Source organism: Ignicoccus islandicus DSM 13165 (assembly GCF_001481685.1).
Taxonomy (GTDB): Archaea; Thermoproteota; Thermoprotei_A; order Sulfolobales; family Ignicoccaceae; genus Ignicoccus; species Ignicoccus islandicus.
Genome location: NZ_CP006867.1, coordinates 1015291 through 1030194, shown reverse-complemented (window position 1 = coordinate 1030194; position 14904 = coordinate 1015291). Strand labels below are relative to the sequence as shown.

Genomic DNA, 14904 nt, shown 5'->3' with positions numbered 1-14904 from the left:
CTTCACTTCGATCAACACTAGATTCTGTAGAGTCCCAATAGGGAATAGAAAGATCGCAAAGCTCGGATGACCGACGACCTTCGCTTCGATCCGTAGAGTCCCAATAGGGAATAGAAAGTCACTTCTTCTACGGCCTTCGAGACCACGTCAAGTTCGGTAGAGTCCCAATAGGGAATAGAAAGACATCCAGAACTGAAGACCCCCGCTAGTTGTTGTAATGTAGAGTCCCAATAGGGAATAGAAAGTAGCACTACGCTTTCCGAAACCATTTGACGTGATGAGTAGAGTCCCAATAGGGAATAGAAAGTCTGAATATCGTTTATGAAATCCTTCTCAACTAGATAGACCAGTAGAATCCCAATAGGGAATAGAAAGCCCTCCAAAACTTCGCCGTACTGGGTGGCTATGTGTTTAGTAGAGATCCATGATAGAAAAACTCTTTCCTTCAAAAATGAATAAAAAAGTTCATTCAAGCGCGCGAAAACGAATGGATAAAATTGGTTCCGAATCGAAGCCAACTCGAAGTTCACTTTAAATTTCCAACTCGTCTCTGTAGAAACTGGCCCCGTAGCTCAGCCAGGAGGAGCGCGGGCCTTCGGAGCCCGTGGTCCCGGGTTCAAATTTCGATGGGCTCGCCACCTATATACCATCACTATTATAAAATTTCTCCTTGCAAAGAGTGAAGTTACAATTCAGTATGCTAAAACTATGATTGCTCCTCCTTCACCAAGGATATCGTAGTTGGTAATCCTAGTATGCTAAGGGATTACCTTGAGCCACGGAACTCGCTTGAAGTCTTCGTCGAACGTTAGAATAGTATCTATACCATAATGCTTAGCGGTTACTGCAATCAAGGCATCTCCTGGGAGTAGGCTATATTTCCTCATTACCTCCAGGAGTTCTCTAAGACTACCTTTGTCTTCTAGGACCAGAATTCCGAGGCTATTTATCATCTCATCAGCATCGTTTATAGCGTCATCGAACTCTTCTAGGCCATGCTTCCTAATGTAATCCCGTAGCTGGTCCAGTCTCCTTATTTCGAGCTTCCTCAAAGCCTCAAGCCTTATAAGGGTAAAGATTACCTCGTCAACTATCCTGAGAGTTAAAGCTAAGTCCTCCCTACTTGCTAGGATCCGCTTCACTCTCGACGCGTATGGCTCAACGCGGTGTAAGTAGTATACTATAGCATTAGTGTCCAGCAGTATCACTGAGCCTCAGCCTCAAGCATAAACTCGTCCAGTAGCTCTTTCGGGGCTGGACCGCGTCTTCCATAGAACTTCTCTACAATATTCTCCCTACTCTCGAGCCTTTCCACCCTAACCAGAACCTCCTCTCCATCCTTAAGCTCTACTGGCTCTAGAGGCTTTAGCACTCCATTCTCATATCGTGCACGCACAACCCTAACCTTGGAAGACAAATTCAACCCCAAATACACTTATAGAGTCAAACCCCAATATACCCTTCGCAGAATAAAACGTTTCCAGACTATCTTGATAGCATTACTCGATAATCGTTTGTGAAGGATGTTTCCAGGCAATGGTTTCTTCGGGAAACCTTGTTTATAGGGCACTGGTGAGTCGGGGTCGGGTTCAAATCCCGGTGGTCCTGCTACTCAAAAGTACTTATTTCTATGTGCGTTCTTTCGTGCTACTTTTCCGTCTTAGTCTAGATATAATGAGACTACAAGGTTGTCAAAGGATAAACCCATGCAATGCGATAACGTGTCTCCGCTAGTTAACGATGAGCAAGTTGCGTATTCTCTACACGAAACAACGTCTATGGCTCATCAATGGATGATAGGCTTATTCTTATCCATAGCTTTTTGTATAGCCTTCTCGAGCCGGGTTTTCTCTGCTTCGCCCATATCCTTTGGTATTAAGTAAATGGCTACTTTTACCGTAGGTAATTCTCCTTTTCCCTAAATATTCTAGGTATGTGCAGATTTACAGAGATTGTTATTAATGTTTTGCCACTAATTGTTGCTTCATAATATCTGCTCCTTTCGAAGAACCATGACACGCGCCTCATTTTGAGTCCTATATTCTCTAGGTATTGTGGGGTCGTACCACCTTGTCACCACAATAGTATGGCTGTGTAACCTTCTAAGTAAGGGGAATCAACTCGCATAAAACCCTAACATGGAGAATATAAATAGACTTACAAACACTATTGGAATAACCGGGTAAACCTTTTCATTGCTAGCCATTGAAACTACAGCGCCTATAGGGGCTATTAAAACAAGTATTGAGAGAAATAACATTAGTAGAGAACTCATATAGTACAAGAACTTAAGCTTGAAAGAGCTGGGTTTCACCAAACAACGCACATTGAATCAGAGTAGGTCTGGCTCATATTTAGGGAATAACCTTGAGCCATGGAACACGCTTGAAGTCCTCGTCAAAGGTTAGGATAGTATCAATGCCGTAGTGTCTGCATGTCAGTGCTATGATGGTGTCGCTCGGCAGGAGATTTAGGCTACTCGCTGTTTCTATCATATCCTGATAACCTACGGTTTCTATTAGTACTTCCACTTCAAGGTCTCTTAATAGTTTACGTATACCGTCGACGATAAGCTTGGGATACCCTTTGCTCGCTATTAGCCTTCTTAGGCTATAAGGTCCGCTAATCTCTCCAGTGGTTTGGTAGTGCTTTCTTGTGGATATGTAGAGTAGCTCGTTCACCACAGTTATACTTGTGTAGAACATGTTTTCTTCATAATCTTCTAGTAACTTTCGAGCTATCTGAGTGAGACCGGTCTCAAATAATATGTTGTAAAATATATTGGTGTCAATGAACACCTTGCTCACTGTGCCTGGGCCTCCTCCTCGTACTTCCTTAGCTCCTCTATGTCAGCCCTACCAAACATTCCAGCATACTTCTTAAGAACCTCGCCAACCCTACGCTTACGTATAAAGACGACTATCTCTTCACCTTCTCTAAGTTCTACTGGCTCTAGAGGCTTTAGCACGCCCTTCTCGTATCTTACTCTTATAACCTTGGACAATTCTAGCCCCACTTATACATTAGGTGCATCAGGGCAATTAGCGCTTTACCCCAACCCTACAGCGTGTTTCCAGATTATTCGCTCTGATACCTCTAGCGGTAACCATTTGTGAAGGGCGTTTCTAATTCATGGTTTCTCTTGGAAACATGGTTTATAAGCCCCAAGCCTATGAAGCCCGTAGTCCCGGTTCCAAATCCCGGCGGGTGCCACATACGTGTTCATCTTGTTTTCAAAAAATTCTAAGACTAAGAGTTAAGTATTCGAATGAGCCTGTAAATGTTCTCAAGGTATAACAAGAAATTCTAGATTAAATCCTCGAGCTCACTTAATGATACACTCCGTAGAAGGATGTATTCCAGTTTTTCTTTCTTGGCATGTATGCTCATTGGCTCATCGTCTGTTATAAGTACAGCATTATACTTTAACGCAGTCGCCAAAACATATGCGTCAAAGCCCGAGCTACCTGTTTCGATGGCAACCTTGATTGCTTCCTCTCGTATATCTTTCTCGTCAACGACTATGTAGTTCGTAGTGGTACGGAGTGATTCAATTGTTCTCAGCCAACTCTCTACTTACAAGCCTAGATATCACAGCGGCAACTTCGACTAGAACGGGAAATGGGAAAACGACCGTGCGATTTCTTTGTTTTAGGAGTTCAATTACTTTTCTGGCTTTCTTATGCGTCTCAGCTTCTCTACGATACACCTCGATTGGAAGCCAGTGCCCAGGCTTTACGATAGCCTTAACGATGACGCTGCTATCTAATACCACTGTCTCCATCTCTCACGGGCCTCCCTGAGCACTTTATCGATGTCTTCCTTAGCCTCTACCTCAACTTCTCTTAGAAGCTCAGGGAACTCCCTAGGAAGTATCACAACCCGTAACTCCTCTCCCTCCCGAAACTCAATCCTATCCAGCGGCTTGAGTACTCCCTTCTCATATCTTACCCTTACGACTTTAGACAATATCTAGCTCCCACTTATACTAGTGCATCGGGGACAATTAGCCATTTACCTCAGCCCTACAACCTGTTTCCACGTTATCACCTATGACATCATCTAACGATAACTGATTGTGAAGTTTGCTTCCATTCAATGGTTTCCATTGGAAACGCTGCTTATATATCTCCGGCCTTCGGAGCCCGTGGTCCCGGGTTCAAATCCCGGCTGTCCCGTTACATAAGTACTACACATATAAACCAAATACTACATGAATAAGAATCTTCTTTCTGAGAAGCTGTGCTGCAACTCTAAATCATGGCAGGAATCTAGGTTGGTTCATGCTTCTTAGAGGATTATCCTATTTGGTAATCCATCGATGAGTTATGGAATTACTTTTAGCCATGGGATTCGCCTGAAGTCCTCATCGAAAGTGGCTATGGCGTTTATTTCATAATGCTTACATGTTGCTGCTATGAGTGAGTCGTTTGGTAGTAAGCCGTATTCTGTGGCTATCCTAGTTGCCTCTTCTATTACCTCTAAAGTTATTGGGAGGAATACTAGCCTCTCCTCGCCTAGAAGCTCGTCTATGAACGAGTAGAGTATCCTGTATCCTCTTAGGAGGTCACTATCGCGGCTAGATATTGCCGACTTCATGTCATAAAACTGGTATCTACTATATTTATCTACGTATAGAAGTTTTAAGAGGTTAAAAGCTACCTCGCTATAAACTATAGAGTTTATAGCGAATTTAGAGTCATCTTCTAGAACCTCTTTGGCCTTGCTATCTCCTAGGAAGTAGCGAATGATAATGCTACTATCAAGGAACACCACCCCTCTCTGAGACGTGTTCATAGTAATCCTCCTCCCCGATGAGAGTCCTCCTTTTCTTAGTCTTAACCACTCCAAAGAACTGTTCTATACCTTTCCCAGCTACTTGCCTCTTCACTTCCACGATAAGTTCCTCGCCCTCACTAAACCCTAGAGGTTCAAGCGGCTTCAGAACGCCACCCTCGTATCTTACTCTTATAACCTTGGACAATTCTAGCCCCACTCATACATTAAGTGCATCGGGACAATTAGTCTTTCCCCTAGAAGCCGGTGTTTCCAGATTATCCGCATTGATATCCGCGGTGATGAGAATTTGCGAAGACCGTTTCCAATTCATGATTTTCCCCGGGAACACAGTTTTTATGTCCCGAGCCTTCGGAGTCCTCGATCCAGTGCTTCGAAGTCACGGTAGGACTGCCATTACAATAGGTTCTTTCGCTGACCGAGGTTAATTGACTGCTTTTAAGTATCGTTTAAGGTGTACCGAAGTTGTTAGATGTATAGTAGAACTTCGGCATCGCCTCTGAAGTTAACAATACTTCGCGACATTGTCTTAATAACTACGACTACATAGATAACACTTAGTGGTGGCTACGTAGCATTGCGTCAACCGACCATACGACCAGTGAGAAGGGGTAACTCTCTTACCAAATTCACGTGCGTTCTCTTCCTAAGTACGGCTTTTAAAGATCCAATTAGGAACAAGGAACGCTTATAGATAGGCGCTTCCGTTCATCACAGCAAAACCATTTCTAAAATTAGAGAGTAGAGTTGAGGAGTAAAGGCGCGAAAGTTCTAACGATAAAGAGGTTTGAGGTAACGCTTGAGGAAAACGAAGTGCGAGATGAAATGAAACGAGATAAAGCGTAGTTCTTAGAAACCTGCGCCTTCCATCTGTTTCATTAACTTAGCCAGCATGCCCTTCTTCCTCTTCAGTTGCTTGATCATCTTCTTCGACATGTTGTAATGTTTAAGTAACTCTTCTACGTCTTTAACTGAAGTACCGGACCCGATCGCTATTCTCCTCATTCTAGATCTGTTTATTATGTTTGGCTTCCTCAGTTCCTCTATGGTCATTGAGTTCATTATGGCTAACCACTTATCCAGAACTTTGTCGTCTACTTGCTTAAGTAAGTCGTTGCCACCCATCAACCCAACTCCGGGCAACATCTGCAGTAGTTTCTTCAGAGAACCCATCTTCTTCATTGATACTATCTGATAGTATAGGTCCTCGAGAGTTAGGTCACCTTTTTCAATTATCTTTTGACTTATCTCTTCTAGCTTTCCTGACTCCTCTACTTCCTTTAGCCTCTCAAGCAGTCCCTCTAGATCGCCTAGTCCGAGTATTCTCGCAACGAACTTCTTCGGCTTGAAGACTTCTAGTTCGTCCAGTTTCTCACCAGTTCCAATGAACTTTATCGTTGCACCGGTAACGGCTACTGCTGAAAGCGCTCCACCGCCCTTAGCGGTACCGTCGAGCTTCGTAACCACGATGCTGCCTATTGGAGTTCTCTTGTGGAAGCTCTCTGCTAACGCCTTCGCTTGTTGGCCTATTCCTGCATCAATTACCAACATGACCTCGTCCGGAGATATTTCCTTAGCTATGTTCTCCATCTCATTAAGTAGATCAATTTCGTTCTTGTGCCTTCCCGCGGTATCGACTATTATCACTTCCGCGCCTTTTCCCTTAGCCCACTCGACGCCCCTCTTGGCTATTTGAACGGCGTCGTCGACGTCTTCCGTGTAAAAGAGCACCCCGGCCCTCTCAGCTAATTGCCTTAACTGGTCCCTCGCTCCGGGCCTGTAGGTATCTGCGGCAATGAGAGCCACCTTGTAACCTCTCACCTTGTAAAAGCGGGCGAGCTTCCCTGCAGTGGTCGTCTTGCCGCTCCCTTGGACTCCAACCAACATTACTACCCACGGCACTTTCTTCGGCTTCACTTCGGGCTCTACGTCGCCGCCGAAGAGGTTGGATAGCTCCTCGTAGACTATCTTTATGAACCAATCCCTCTTGGAGGCCCCCGGCGGGGGTTTCTCCTTTAGTGCCCTCTCCTTTATCTTCTTCGTTAACTGGAGGACTAGCCTAACGTTCACGTCAGACTTTATCAAGGTCTTTTGTAATTCCTTAATGAAAGCGTTAACAGCTGTCTCGTAGTCTGCGGAGGACTTCAGGAACTTCCTAACCGCTTCCCTAACCCCATCTAGCAACTTCCGTTACCTACTGCGTAGTTCGGTATTGTGTTTAATTAATTAAGTCAGTCGCTTGCAAACGTGAGGTAAAGCACGTTGAAAGTGAAAGTAGGCCACAGCCCTGATCCGGACGACGCCTTCATGTTCTACCCTATAAAGAAGAAATTAATTGACTTAAGGGGTTACGAAGTAGAGGAAGTAGTTGAGGACATCGAGACCCTTAACGCCTTAGCCTTTAAAGGGGAAGTGGACGTAACGGCAGTCTCCGCCCACGCTTACGCGTACGTATCAGATAAATACGACGTGTTGGCCTCGGGAGCGAGCATGGGCAAGGGGTACGGCCCAGTTGTGGTTGCCAGAGAGGAACTCCACTTGGAGGACCTAAAGGGCAAGAGAGTGGCCATACCCGGTAAGTACACAACGGCCGCATTGCTCTCTAGGCTCTACTTACCTGAAGTCGAGTACGTAGTGATCAAGTTCGATGAGATTCCTAAGAGCGTTTTGGAAGGGGAGGTAGACGCTGGGGTTCTAATACATGAAGGTCAAATAACTTACTCGGAATTGGGCTTGAAGAAGGTCATAGACTTAGGAGAGGCGTGGTACGAGGAGACCGGCTTACCGACCCCCTTGGGATTGGACGTAGCCAAGAGGGAAATTTCCAGCGACTGGGCTAAGATATGGAGGGAAGCGGTTGAGTATTCCTTAAACCACCCCAAGGAGGCCTTGGAGTACGCGCTTCCCTTCGCTAGGGGGTTAAGCGAAGACCTAGTTGAGAGGTTCGTTCGAATGTACGTTAACGAGTATACTATAGATATGGGCGAGGAAGGCGAGGAGGCGTTAAGGGAACTCTATAAGAGGGCACACGAGAAGGGATTGATACCCTCTCTCCCCGAGTTCAGGGTGGTTAGATGAAAATACCGCTGAAGGAACTATACGAGGCGTTCGAGGAGCTAGGAGTGGGGGGCGTTTACGCCCTAGATGCAACTCAACAGAGCGCCTCCGAAGGACTTTATTGCTTCGATGTGGTGCTTTCCGAGAGGCCTTACGTGGCCCTCAGGCTTTACTATAACGACGTCGAAGACTTCGTAGTGCCGTTGGCCATTAGAGTCCACTTGAAGAAGGATCAATGGAAGGTCGATAGGAGGGCCCTAGAACGCGCCTTGCCCGCATTAATGAGCGCCCACGAGGACGAGGAATGGTTAACCTTAACATTCAACCCCCCTAGGGGCTTTAATGCAGTGGAAGTTTTGAACAACGCAATTGAAATGGCGAAAGCCATTGTTAAAGCAGTAGGGAGCGATGAGGAGGTCGGAGTTAAGGGTCACTTGCCCGTTGAGTGCGGCGAGCTGTTCGAAGTGATCTCAAATTTTCTCAATGCTTAAAAGCGGTTCCCACCACCACTTGTTGTTCAAGTACCAATCTACCGTCCTCTTTATCCCTTCTTCAAACGTAACCTTCGGCTCCCAGCCGAGTGCCTTGACCTTTTCCCCAACCATGGCGTACCTCATGTCTTGGCCGGGCCTGTCTTCAGTGAACTCTATCCAGTCCTCGTCCTTCCCCATTATCCTCAATATGGTCTTAACTACCTCTATAACGCTTAGTTCCCTTTCGCCCGGTAAGTTATATATTTCTCCTTTCTTTCCCTTCAAGCCAACTGTAGTTATACCTTCGGCGAAGTCCTCTACGTATAGCCAAGACCTAATTTGCTTTCCCGTTCCGTGTATTAGCGGCCTCTTGCCGCTCATTATCCTTAGGATGGTTCTAGGTATAAGTTTCTCTGGGTACTGCCTAGGGCCGTAGTTGTTGGCTGGCCTAACTATGTTCACTTCCACTCCATACGTCCTTATGTATGAAAGGGCGAACATGTCTGCAGCGGCCTTGGAAGCCGAGTAGGGGTTAGACGGTCTTAGGGGACACTCTTCGTTGCAAGGAGGCTTGCCCCACAAGTCTCCGTAGACCTCGTCCGTACTAGTTAGGGTAGCCTTTAGGTCGAGCCTCCTTATTACCTCCAATAGGTGGAGAGTACCTCTGACGTTGCTTTCCAAGAACGGATAGGGATTCCTTATTCCTCTGTCCACGTGGGTCTCGGCAGCTAAGTGGAAAATTAGATCCGGTTCGATGCTCTTCAGAGTATCGTAGAGGGCTTCGAAGTCCCTCAAGTCCACTAAGTGGAACTGAATCTCGTTCATTACTTCTATTAAATTCTCTATTCTACCGGCGTAAGTTAGAGCGTCTAGAACGTGCACTTCGAAGCCCTTTTCGAGGAGGTGTCTCACTAACGTTGATCCCATGAAGCCGGCTCCGCCCGTGACGAGGATCCTCACTACCTTTACCCATTTAGCCTAATGGGAGCGAAGAGGAATTAACTTTGTTTCAGAAGAGGAAGTCCTTGTTCTCACCATATATCACTCTCTCTATGTCTTTTCTCTTTATAGGCCCTTCTCTGAGTATCTTCAACTGGGGCCCCGTAACGTCAACTACGGTGCTAGGCGTTCCACTAACGGGACCAGCGTCTATTGCTAAGTCAGCTTCAACTGTAACCTCCTCTAGGCTCTTAGGGCTCTTCATTCCACTCAAGTTGGCCGAAGTTACCGCTAACGGGCCTACCATTTCAAGTAACCTCAGCGTAAAGGGGTGTGCCGGTACCCTAACTCCGACCTTACCGGTCCCGGCGGTCACTACCTCTGGGACGGTGGGCTTGGCCTTCATAACGATAGTTAGTGGTCCGGGCCAGAACTTCTTAGCTAGAAGCCTGGCTTTCTCGTTCATTTGAGCGACCTTCTCAATGTCACAGAGGGTCGTTTGGACCGGCAAGGGCTTGTCCCTAGGCCTCTTCTTCGCCTTGTATATTCTTCGAGCGTGCTCTAATTTAGAGGCTATTCCATAGACGGTTTCGGTAGGGACTATCACTAAGCCTCCCTTTTCCAAAACTCTCTTAGCCTCCTTCAATGCCTCATCTATGGAGAAGTTACCTATTCGTATTATTTTCATTCCTTACCCCGTTTACAACGAGCCTCGACCTTAATAGTGGGAATGCTTTCCTTATCGAATATGCTACTAAGTAGCCCCCGAGGACGTCTAAGGGGAAGTGCTCGCAAAGCTCTACTCTCGACCACCCTACGGCAATTGCGTAAGCGAAAAGCGCTGGCCTGAGCGAGGGGTACAGCTCCGATAGGTGGAGCGCTACCCACATTGCCCTAGCTGAGTGCCCGGAAGGGTAGCCGTAGCTGAACGAAGTGCTTCCCGGAGGCCTCGGCCTCATTAAGCACTCCTTCAAGGCGAACACAGCCAAATTAAGTGCGATCGCCTCTAGGACCACCTCCTTCCATTCGGACTTCCTCTTGTAAGCTATGAGGGCAGTCCACACGACGAAGAAAGGCAGGCTTTGCGTAATAGAAATCAGCTTAGCTAACCCCTTGGCTCCAACATCGAAACATGGGATGGAAGAGCTAAACGGAGCCAGAGCGAATATCAATGCAATAGCCAATGCCAATTTCCAGTTCAACAACCTCCTCGTCCCTCGAAGCGTTAAGGGGGAAACTCTAAATTGCCCTTCAACGTAAGGTTTCCGGTGCTTGAAAAGTGGTCTTCGGACTAGGCCCCCAGCAAATGGGCTACGATAGAGCTATTACCGTCTTCTCGCCGGACGGTAAGCTATACCAAGTGGAGTACGCCTTCGAGTCCGTAAAGAGGGGTTGGAGCACAATAGGAATGAAATGTAAGGAGGGCGTTCTAATAGCTGTTGAAAAGAAGAAGGTGAGGGCACTAGTTGAGTACGATAGGGTCGAGAAGATATTCAAGATAGACGAACATATAATGGCGAGCTTCGCCGGATTGGCCGCTGACGGTAGGCTGTTAATAGACCTAGCCAAGGAGGTCGCCCTCAGGCACAGGTTCCTCTACGACGAACCTCCCACGGTGGAGGTAGTAGCTAAAGCCATCAGCGACGTGAAGCAAGCTTATACGCAACACGCGGGAGTGAGGCCTTTCGGTGTTGCCTTAATACTCGCTGGTATAGATGAGTTCGGACCTCAAGTAATTATGACGGAGCCAAGCGGTCAGTACATGAGCTATTACGCAGTAGCTATAGGCCAAGAGTACGCTTCGATACAAGACTACATAGAAGGGAGGTATAAGTACGACATGAGTCTAAGGGAAGCCATTATACTTGCGTTGAAGGCCCTAATGGAGGTCAGCGAGGAAATACCCAAGCCAGAGATATACGAGATCGGAATAATAAGGACGGACGAGAAGGTCATGAGGAAGTTAACCAAAGACGAAATAGCCGAACTAATAAGCGAGGCTAAGAAGTCCTCTTCCTAAATAGCATCAGCTCAGTCCATAAGTCACCGTGGTACACGCTTCTTTTACTCATTAGTTCGAATCCGTTCCTGATGAATATTTCCTTCGCCTCCTTTAAGGGAGTTATCATAACTAACTTCCCGTTTCGTCCCAAGGCCTGATAGGAGGAACGGGAGAAATCCTCATATAACTTCAATACTTTCCTAGGGCTCCCCATTCTTATGCCGTAAGGCGGATTAACGGCTATCAAGTCCACGTCTGTAACTCTTTCGTGGAGCTTGGTGGCGTCCCATGCATCGAATTCTATCAAATCCTCAACCATTGCCGCTTTCGCGTTAGCTTTAGCTATCTCTACGTACTTCTTCTTAATATCGAAACAATATATCTTAGGTATTAGGAACTTCGTTGCTTCTATAGCTATAGTGCCGGATCCGCACATTGGATCTACTAGTACTTCAGCCTCTTCGGCTCCCGCCAACTTTAGCATTGAATAAGCTATGGTAGGTTTTAAGGACGCCATGTGTTCATATATCCTATAGTATCTTCTGTGAAGCGATTCCTCGCCGCTAACTTGAAGCCCTATTATTATTTCACCGAACCTACTCTCAGCGTAAACAACTACTGAGGGGTAGTCCAAGTCGACCTCCGGTTTCTCTCCATAAAATTTCTCTACTTCTTCAATAACCTTCTCGCCAACCAATTTAGCTAGTTCCATTGAGTGGATGCCTTCGCCTATCCTCTGAGCCCTGACCGCGAACTTCACTCCAGGGCTCACGTACTTCGGAACCCAACTGAGATCGATTCCTTCGAGAGATCCCCTATAGAAAATTACGACCACTTTGTGGAGGGTATTGCTTCTCTCGATTTTCCAAACTAATTCATCGAGAGAACCATCCCACTCGAAAAACGTCCTCCCTTCCTCTCGGGAGATGGGTTTAGCTCCCCAAGAAGCAACTTCCCATTCAGCTACGTCCTCTAAGCCTGGATTGGTGGTAGCCATCGCAATCATTCTATTACCTCTTCCGACTCCTTCCCGGCCCTCTTTAACGATCCCTTGAAACTTGATATGACCGTTAGGACTATCGGGTTCAGTAGTATGGCGTTCAGTGCGGCGAACAGGGCCGAGAAGCCTAGTGCCAGACCCATTTGCTTCAATCCTATGGACCTAGCCACTAACATTCCGAAGTACGCTGACGCCATTATAGACGCTAATCCGAATATTATGGGACCCACTAGTTTCAGGGGCCTCCATACGCCTCCTAGGTAGTCCCTCTTCTTCTCTATTTCCTCTATTATCCTTGTTATGAAGAACACGTTGTAATCGGTACCAATTCCTAGCGTCGCTATCAAGGCGACCATTGGGGTAATCCAGTATAAGGGATAGCCCCAAAGGGCCACCGAGAGGTAGTGAGATAGCGTGACTGCCCAAGAGATGGCTGCAATTAACCCGAAGCCAGCGGAAATTACTGGATCTACCTTCCTGACGGCAAGCGCGAGAACAGCCATCGTAGCGATGATGGCGAAGGGCGTTACCCTTTGCCAGAAGCTCGCGGTCACTAAGGTTTTCGTATCGTATAGCTCAGCGGGCATTCCCCCAACCATTCCATTGAGCTTCGAGTGAACTAAGTTCCTTATTTTCGGCACCATGTCTAAAGCTTCCTCTGAGAAGGGCTCGTATTTGAGTATTACGAGTCCAACTCCCTTGCCATCCTTTAAGGTACCGAAGTTCTCGTTGGGATCCATTACGGCTACTACGCCGTTCATCTTCAACAATTGCTCTTTAACGAGCTTCCACGCGAATCCGTTATATCTTTCCACGTATATCTGGATCGGACCCCAAGCCCCTCCGGGGAACTTCTCGGAGAACTTTTGGAGGGCCTCGTAAGCCTCGGTTCCGCTGGGTATGAATAGCCTGCTGTCGCTACTGCCTTTGTAGTTCACGTAGAAGTATAAGCTGAAGATCGTTATCACTAATACTACTACGAACGCAATAAATACTATTCCCTTCCTAGGTACAACTGGGGTTTCGCCTACCTTCCTCTTTTCTTCCTTGAGCCCTATAGGCCACCAGAACCAAGTCTTCTTACCTAATAGAGCTAAGAGCTCCGGTAGCATGGTCATTGAAGCAATCGCAGTAGCTATGACTACCAATGGTATAGTTAGACCCATGCTGTTTAACATCAAGGTTCCGGACAAGGCGAGGGACGCGAACCCCATGGAAGCTGCTAGGGCTGAGATGCCTACAGCGTGACCAGCCCTCTTGGCAGCGATCTTAGCGGCTTCGTGAACCTCCACGCCTTGCCTCAATTCTTCCTTGAACCTAGAGAGGATGAATATGCTATAGTCCATACCCAGACCGAGTCCCGTAGTTATCATCAGCGTCTTCGCCATTTGGTAGATGGGGAACAATTGTCCGAGGAAGTAGGCTAACGCCATTCCAGTTACTATACCTATTCCTACTACAATGAACGGTATTACGGAAGCTACTACGGACCTAGTTATAGCGAAGAGCACTAACAAGACCGCAACGTGGCTTAGCTCCTGAACCCTCTCGGCGTCCTCTAAGTTGGCTTCCTTCATTTCCCTATTCAGTACTTCCCCTCCCATCAAGTAGGCCTCGGTAACGACTTCGCTCTTCAAGGCCTTCCTCTTGGCTTCGATGGCTTGCTCGTAGCTGGCGTTCTTTATGGTAATTAGCATCGTTTTCCAATCCTTTGAAACCATTAAGTAATGTATCATGTCACCGAACTTCTCTTCAATTGCCCTGTTAACCATCTGGTCCAAATTAACGCTTCTACCTTCCCATGCAGCTAGTAGCAGTTCCACCGCTACGTCTTGAGGTAAGTCCTTGAGCTTTTGAGAAGCGAAGCATTTAACTGCTTCAGGTACCGTTTCGTTTACATACTTGTCTATTTCATTCTTTAGAGAATCGGGATCGAATCCGTAGTTGAGCCAGAGCTGGAGTCCCTTGACCTTTTGAATGACCTTACATCCTAAGCAGAGCGTGTAGCTCCTAGCATAGTCGTTGCTTAACCCTTCCAGTAACTTGTGTTTAGCTATTAGGGCTAATTGCGACTCGTCCAAGCTGTTGGGGTCCAGTTTCTTCGATTTCACGGTTTCATATAGCGTCTTAGCAATATCGGAATACTTCTCTAAAGGCGTTCCGAGGGTCACTTGCTTATACATCTCTATAGCTTCTTCTTCGCTTAGGTCGTAGAGGCCATTCATTACCATTGTGAAGTGAACCAAATCGGTTACCATCCAGTAACCCGCGAAGCCCTTCGAAACGCCCTTTACCATCTTCCCAAGGCCGTTGTACACCCCCTTTAGGGCGTCGCGAAACTTCTCTACTAGATCTATGTAACTGCTAGCGTCCAGACCCGTTTCGTTCTTCCATTGGTGGTACCAATCCGCAACTCTTTGATCCGTTACGTTGTACTTTAACGAAACCATTAGTATCGTTCTATTACTTAAGTCCGGGAAGTAACGGTTCACGGCCTCCTTTACCTTATAGGATTCGGCTTGCGGAGGCAGCATCGCTGTCTCCGAATAGACTAGAACGCTATCGAGCTTGGCTGCGAAGAGCGCGGCAATTATCGCTATCGCTACCCAAGCGAGTACTTTCTTCACCGTTCCACC

Annotated in this window: 18 protein-coding genes and 1 CRISPR repeat array (1 of these 19 only partly in view); of the genes, 3 read left to right on the top strand and 15 right to left on the bottom strand. The window is 46.8% G+C overall.

Features of this window, described 5'->3' with window-relative positions; all coding sequences use genetic code 11:
• Positions 1-375: direct repeats of the CRISPR family, unit length 26 nt; unit sequence GTAGAGTCCCAATAGGGAATAGAAAG; it reaches 237 nt to the left of the window's first position.
• A 383-nt stretch (positions 376-758) separates the two neighbouring features.
• The 10 genes from EYM_RS05740 to EYM_RS05695 all read right to left on the bottom strand — a co-directional run bounded on the left by EYM_RS05740 (position 759) and on the right by EYM_RS05695 (position 6981).
• Positions 759-1208 (bottom strand): PIN domain-containing protein, encoded by a 450-nt coding sequence (locus tag EYM_RS05740; RefSeq protein WP_157058784.1) that lies wholly within the window; start codon positions 1206-1208, stop codon positions 759-761.
• Positions 1205-1417, bottom strand: coding sequence for an antitoxin family protein (locus EYM_RS05735; RefSeq protein WP_075050087.1), 213 nt, complete (start codon positions 1415-1417; stop codon positions 1205-1207). The genes EYM_RS05740 and EYM_RS05735 overlap by 4 nt, the downstream gene beginning before the upstream one ends.
• A gap of 937 nt (positions 1418-2354) precedes the next feature.
• Entirely contained in the window at positions 2355-2807 is a 453-nt protein-coding gene (locus EYM_RS05730) for a PIN domain-containing protein (protein ID WP_075050086.1), read from the bottom strand.
• On the bottom strand, positions 2804-3004 hold the full coding sequence (locus EYM_RS05725; protein ID WP_075050085.1) for an antitoxin family protein: 201 nt from the start codon (positions 3002-3004) through the stop codon (positions 2804-2806). Before EYM_RS05725 ends, EYM_RS05730 begins: the two co-directional genes overlap by 4 nt.
• Before the next feature lie 302 nt (positions 3005-3306).
• Positions 3307-3525 (bottom strand): PIN domain-containing protein, encoded by a 219-nt coding sequence (locus EYM_RS07995; RefSeq protein ID WP_420806576.1) that lies wholly within the window; start codon positions 3523-3525, stop codon positions 3307-3309.
• 25 nt (positions 3526-3550) lie between these two features.
• Positions 3551-3784 (bottom strand): hypothetical protein, encoded by a 234-nt coding sequence (locus tag EYM_RS05715; RefSeq protein WP_075050084.1) that lies wholly within the window; start codon positions 3782-3784, stop codon positions 3551-3553.
• Positions 3766-3969 carry an antitoxin family protein gene (locus EYM_RS05710; protein ID WP_075050083.1) on the bottom strand — a complete coding sequence of 68 codons (204 nt, stop codon included), beginning with the start codon at positions 3967-3969 and terminating at the stop codon, positions 3766-3768. Before EYM_RS05710 ends, EYM_RS05715 begins: the two co-directional genes overlap by 19 nt.
• Positions 3970-4326: 357 nt before the next feature.
• Complete coding sequence (locus EYM_RS05705) at positions 4327-4773, bottom strand: type II toxin-antitoxin system VapC family toxin (RefSeq protein ID WP_168050233.1); 447 nt, start codon at positions 4771-4773, stop codon at positions 4327-4329.
• Entirely contained in the window at positions 4763-4984 is a 222-nt protein-coding gene (locus EYM_RS05700; protein ID WP_075050081.1) for an antitoxin family protein, read from the bottom strand. Before EYM_RS05700 ends, EYM_RS05705 begins: the two co-directional genes overlap by 11 nt.
• Positions 4985-5646: 662 nt before the next feature.
• Positions 5647-6981, bottom strand: coding sequence for a signal recognition particle protein Srp54 (locus EYM_RS05695; protein WP_075050080.1), 1335 nt, complete (start codon positions 6979-6981; stop codon positions 5647-5649).
• 84 nt (positions 6982-7065) lie between these two features.
• On the opposite strand from EYM_RS05695, the gene EYM_RS05690 reads away from it, so the two are divergent.
• Together EYM_RS05690 and EYM_RS05685 are read left to right on the top strand one after the other, a co-directional pair.
• Positions 7066-7875, top strand: a complete 810-nt coding sequence (locus tag EYM_RS05690) for a menaquinone biosynthesis family protein (RefSeq protein WP_236943452.1) — start codon at positions 7066-7068, stop codon at positions 7873-7875.
• Entirely contained in the window at positions 7872-8345 is a 474-nt protein-coding gene (locus tag EYM_RS05685; protein WP_075050078.1) for a hypothetical protein, read from the top strand. The genes EYM_RS05690 and EYM_RS05685 overlap by 4 nt, the downstream gene beginning before the upstream one ends.
• Here the strand turns inward: EYM_RS05685 and rfbB are convergent.
• From rfbB to EYM_RS05670, 3 genes are read right to left on the bottom strand one after another with little or no spacing between them, the layout of a single operon-like run.
• Positions 8325-9287, bottom strand: coding sequence for a dTDP-glucose 4,6-dehydratase (rfbB, locus tag EYM_RS05680; protein WP_075050077.1), 963 nt, complete (start codon positions 9285-9287; stop codon positions 8325-8327). The genes EYM_RS05685 and rfbB overlap by 21 nt on opposite strands.
• 49 nt (positions 9288-9336) lie before the next feature.
• Positions 9337-9954, bottom strand: a complete 618-nt coding sequence (locus tag EYM_RS05675) for an L-threonylcarbamoyladenylate synthase (RefSeq protein ID WP_075050076.1) — start codon at positions 9952-9954, stop codon at positions 9337-9339.
• Positions 9932-10468 carry a phosphatase PAP2 family protein gene (locus EYM_RS05670; protein WP_157058783.1) on the bottom strand — a complete coding sequence of 179 codons (537 nt, stop codon included), beginning with the start codon at positions 10466-10468 and terminating at the stop codon, positions 9932-9934. The genes EYM_RS05675 and EYM_RS05670 overlap by 23 nt, the downstream gene beginning before the upstream one ends.
• 104 nt (positions 10469-10572) lie before the next feature.
• Here EYM_RS05670 and psmA point away from each other — a divergent pair, with 104 nt between their 5' ends.
• Entirely contained in the window at positions 10573-11286 is a 714-nt protein-coding gene (gene psmA / locus EYM_RS05665) for an archaeal proteasome endopeptidase complex subunit alpha (protein WP_075050640.1), read from the top strand.
• On the opposite strand, the gene EYM_RS05660 is transcribed toward psmA, so the two are convergent.
• On the bottom strand, positions 11267-12274 hold the full coding sequence (locus EYM_RS05660) for a methyltransferase (RefSeq protein ID WP_075050074.1): 1008 nt from the start codon (positions 12272-12274) through the stop codon (positions 11267-11269). The two genes, psmA and EYM_RS05660, sit on opposite strands and share 20 nt — an antisense overlap.
• The gene (locus EYM_RS05655; protein WP_075050073.1) at positions 12271-14895 is read right to left on the bottom strand and encodes an MMPL family transporter; all 2625 of its coding nucleotides are present in this window, start codon (positions 14893-14895) and stop codon (positions 12271-12273) included. Before EYM_RS05655 ends, EYM_RS05660 begins: the two co-directional genes overlap by 4 nt.
• Positions 14896-14904 lie beyond the last annotated feature (9 nt).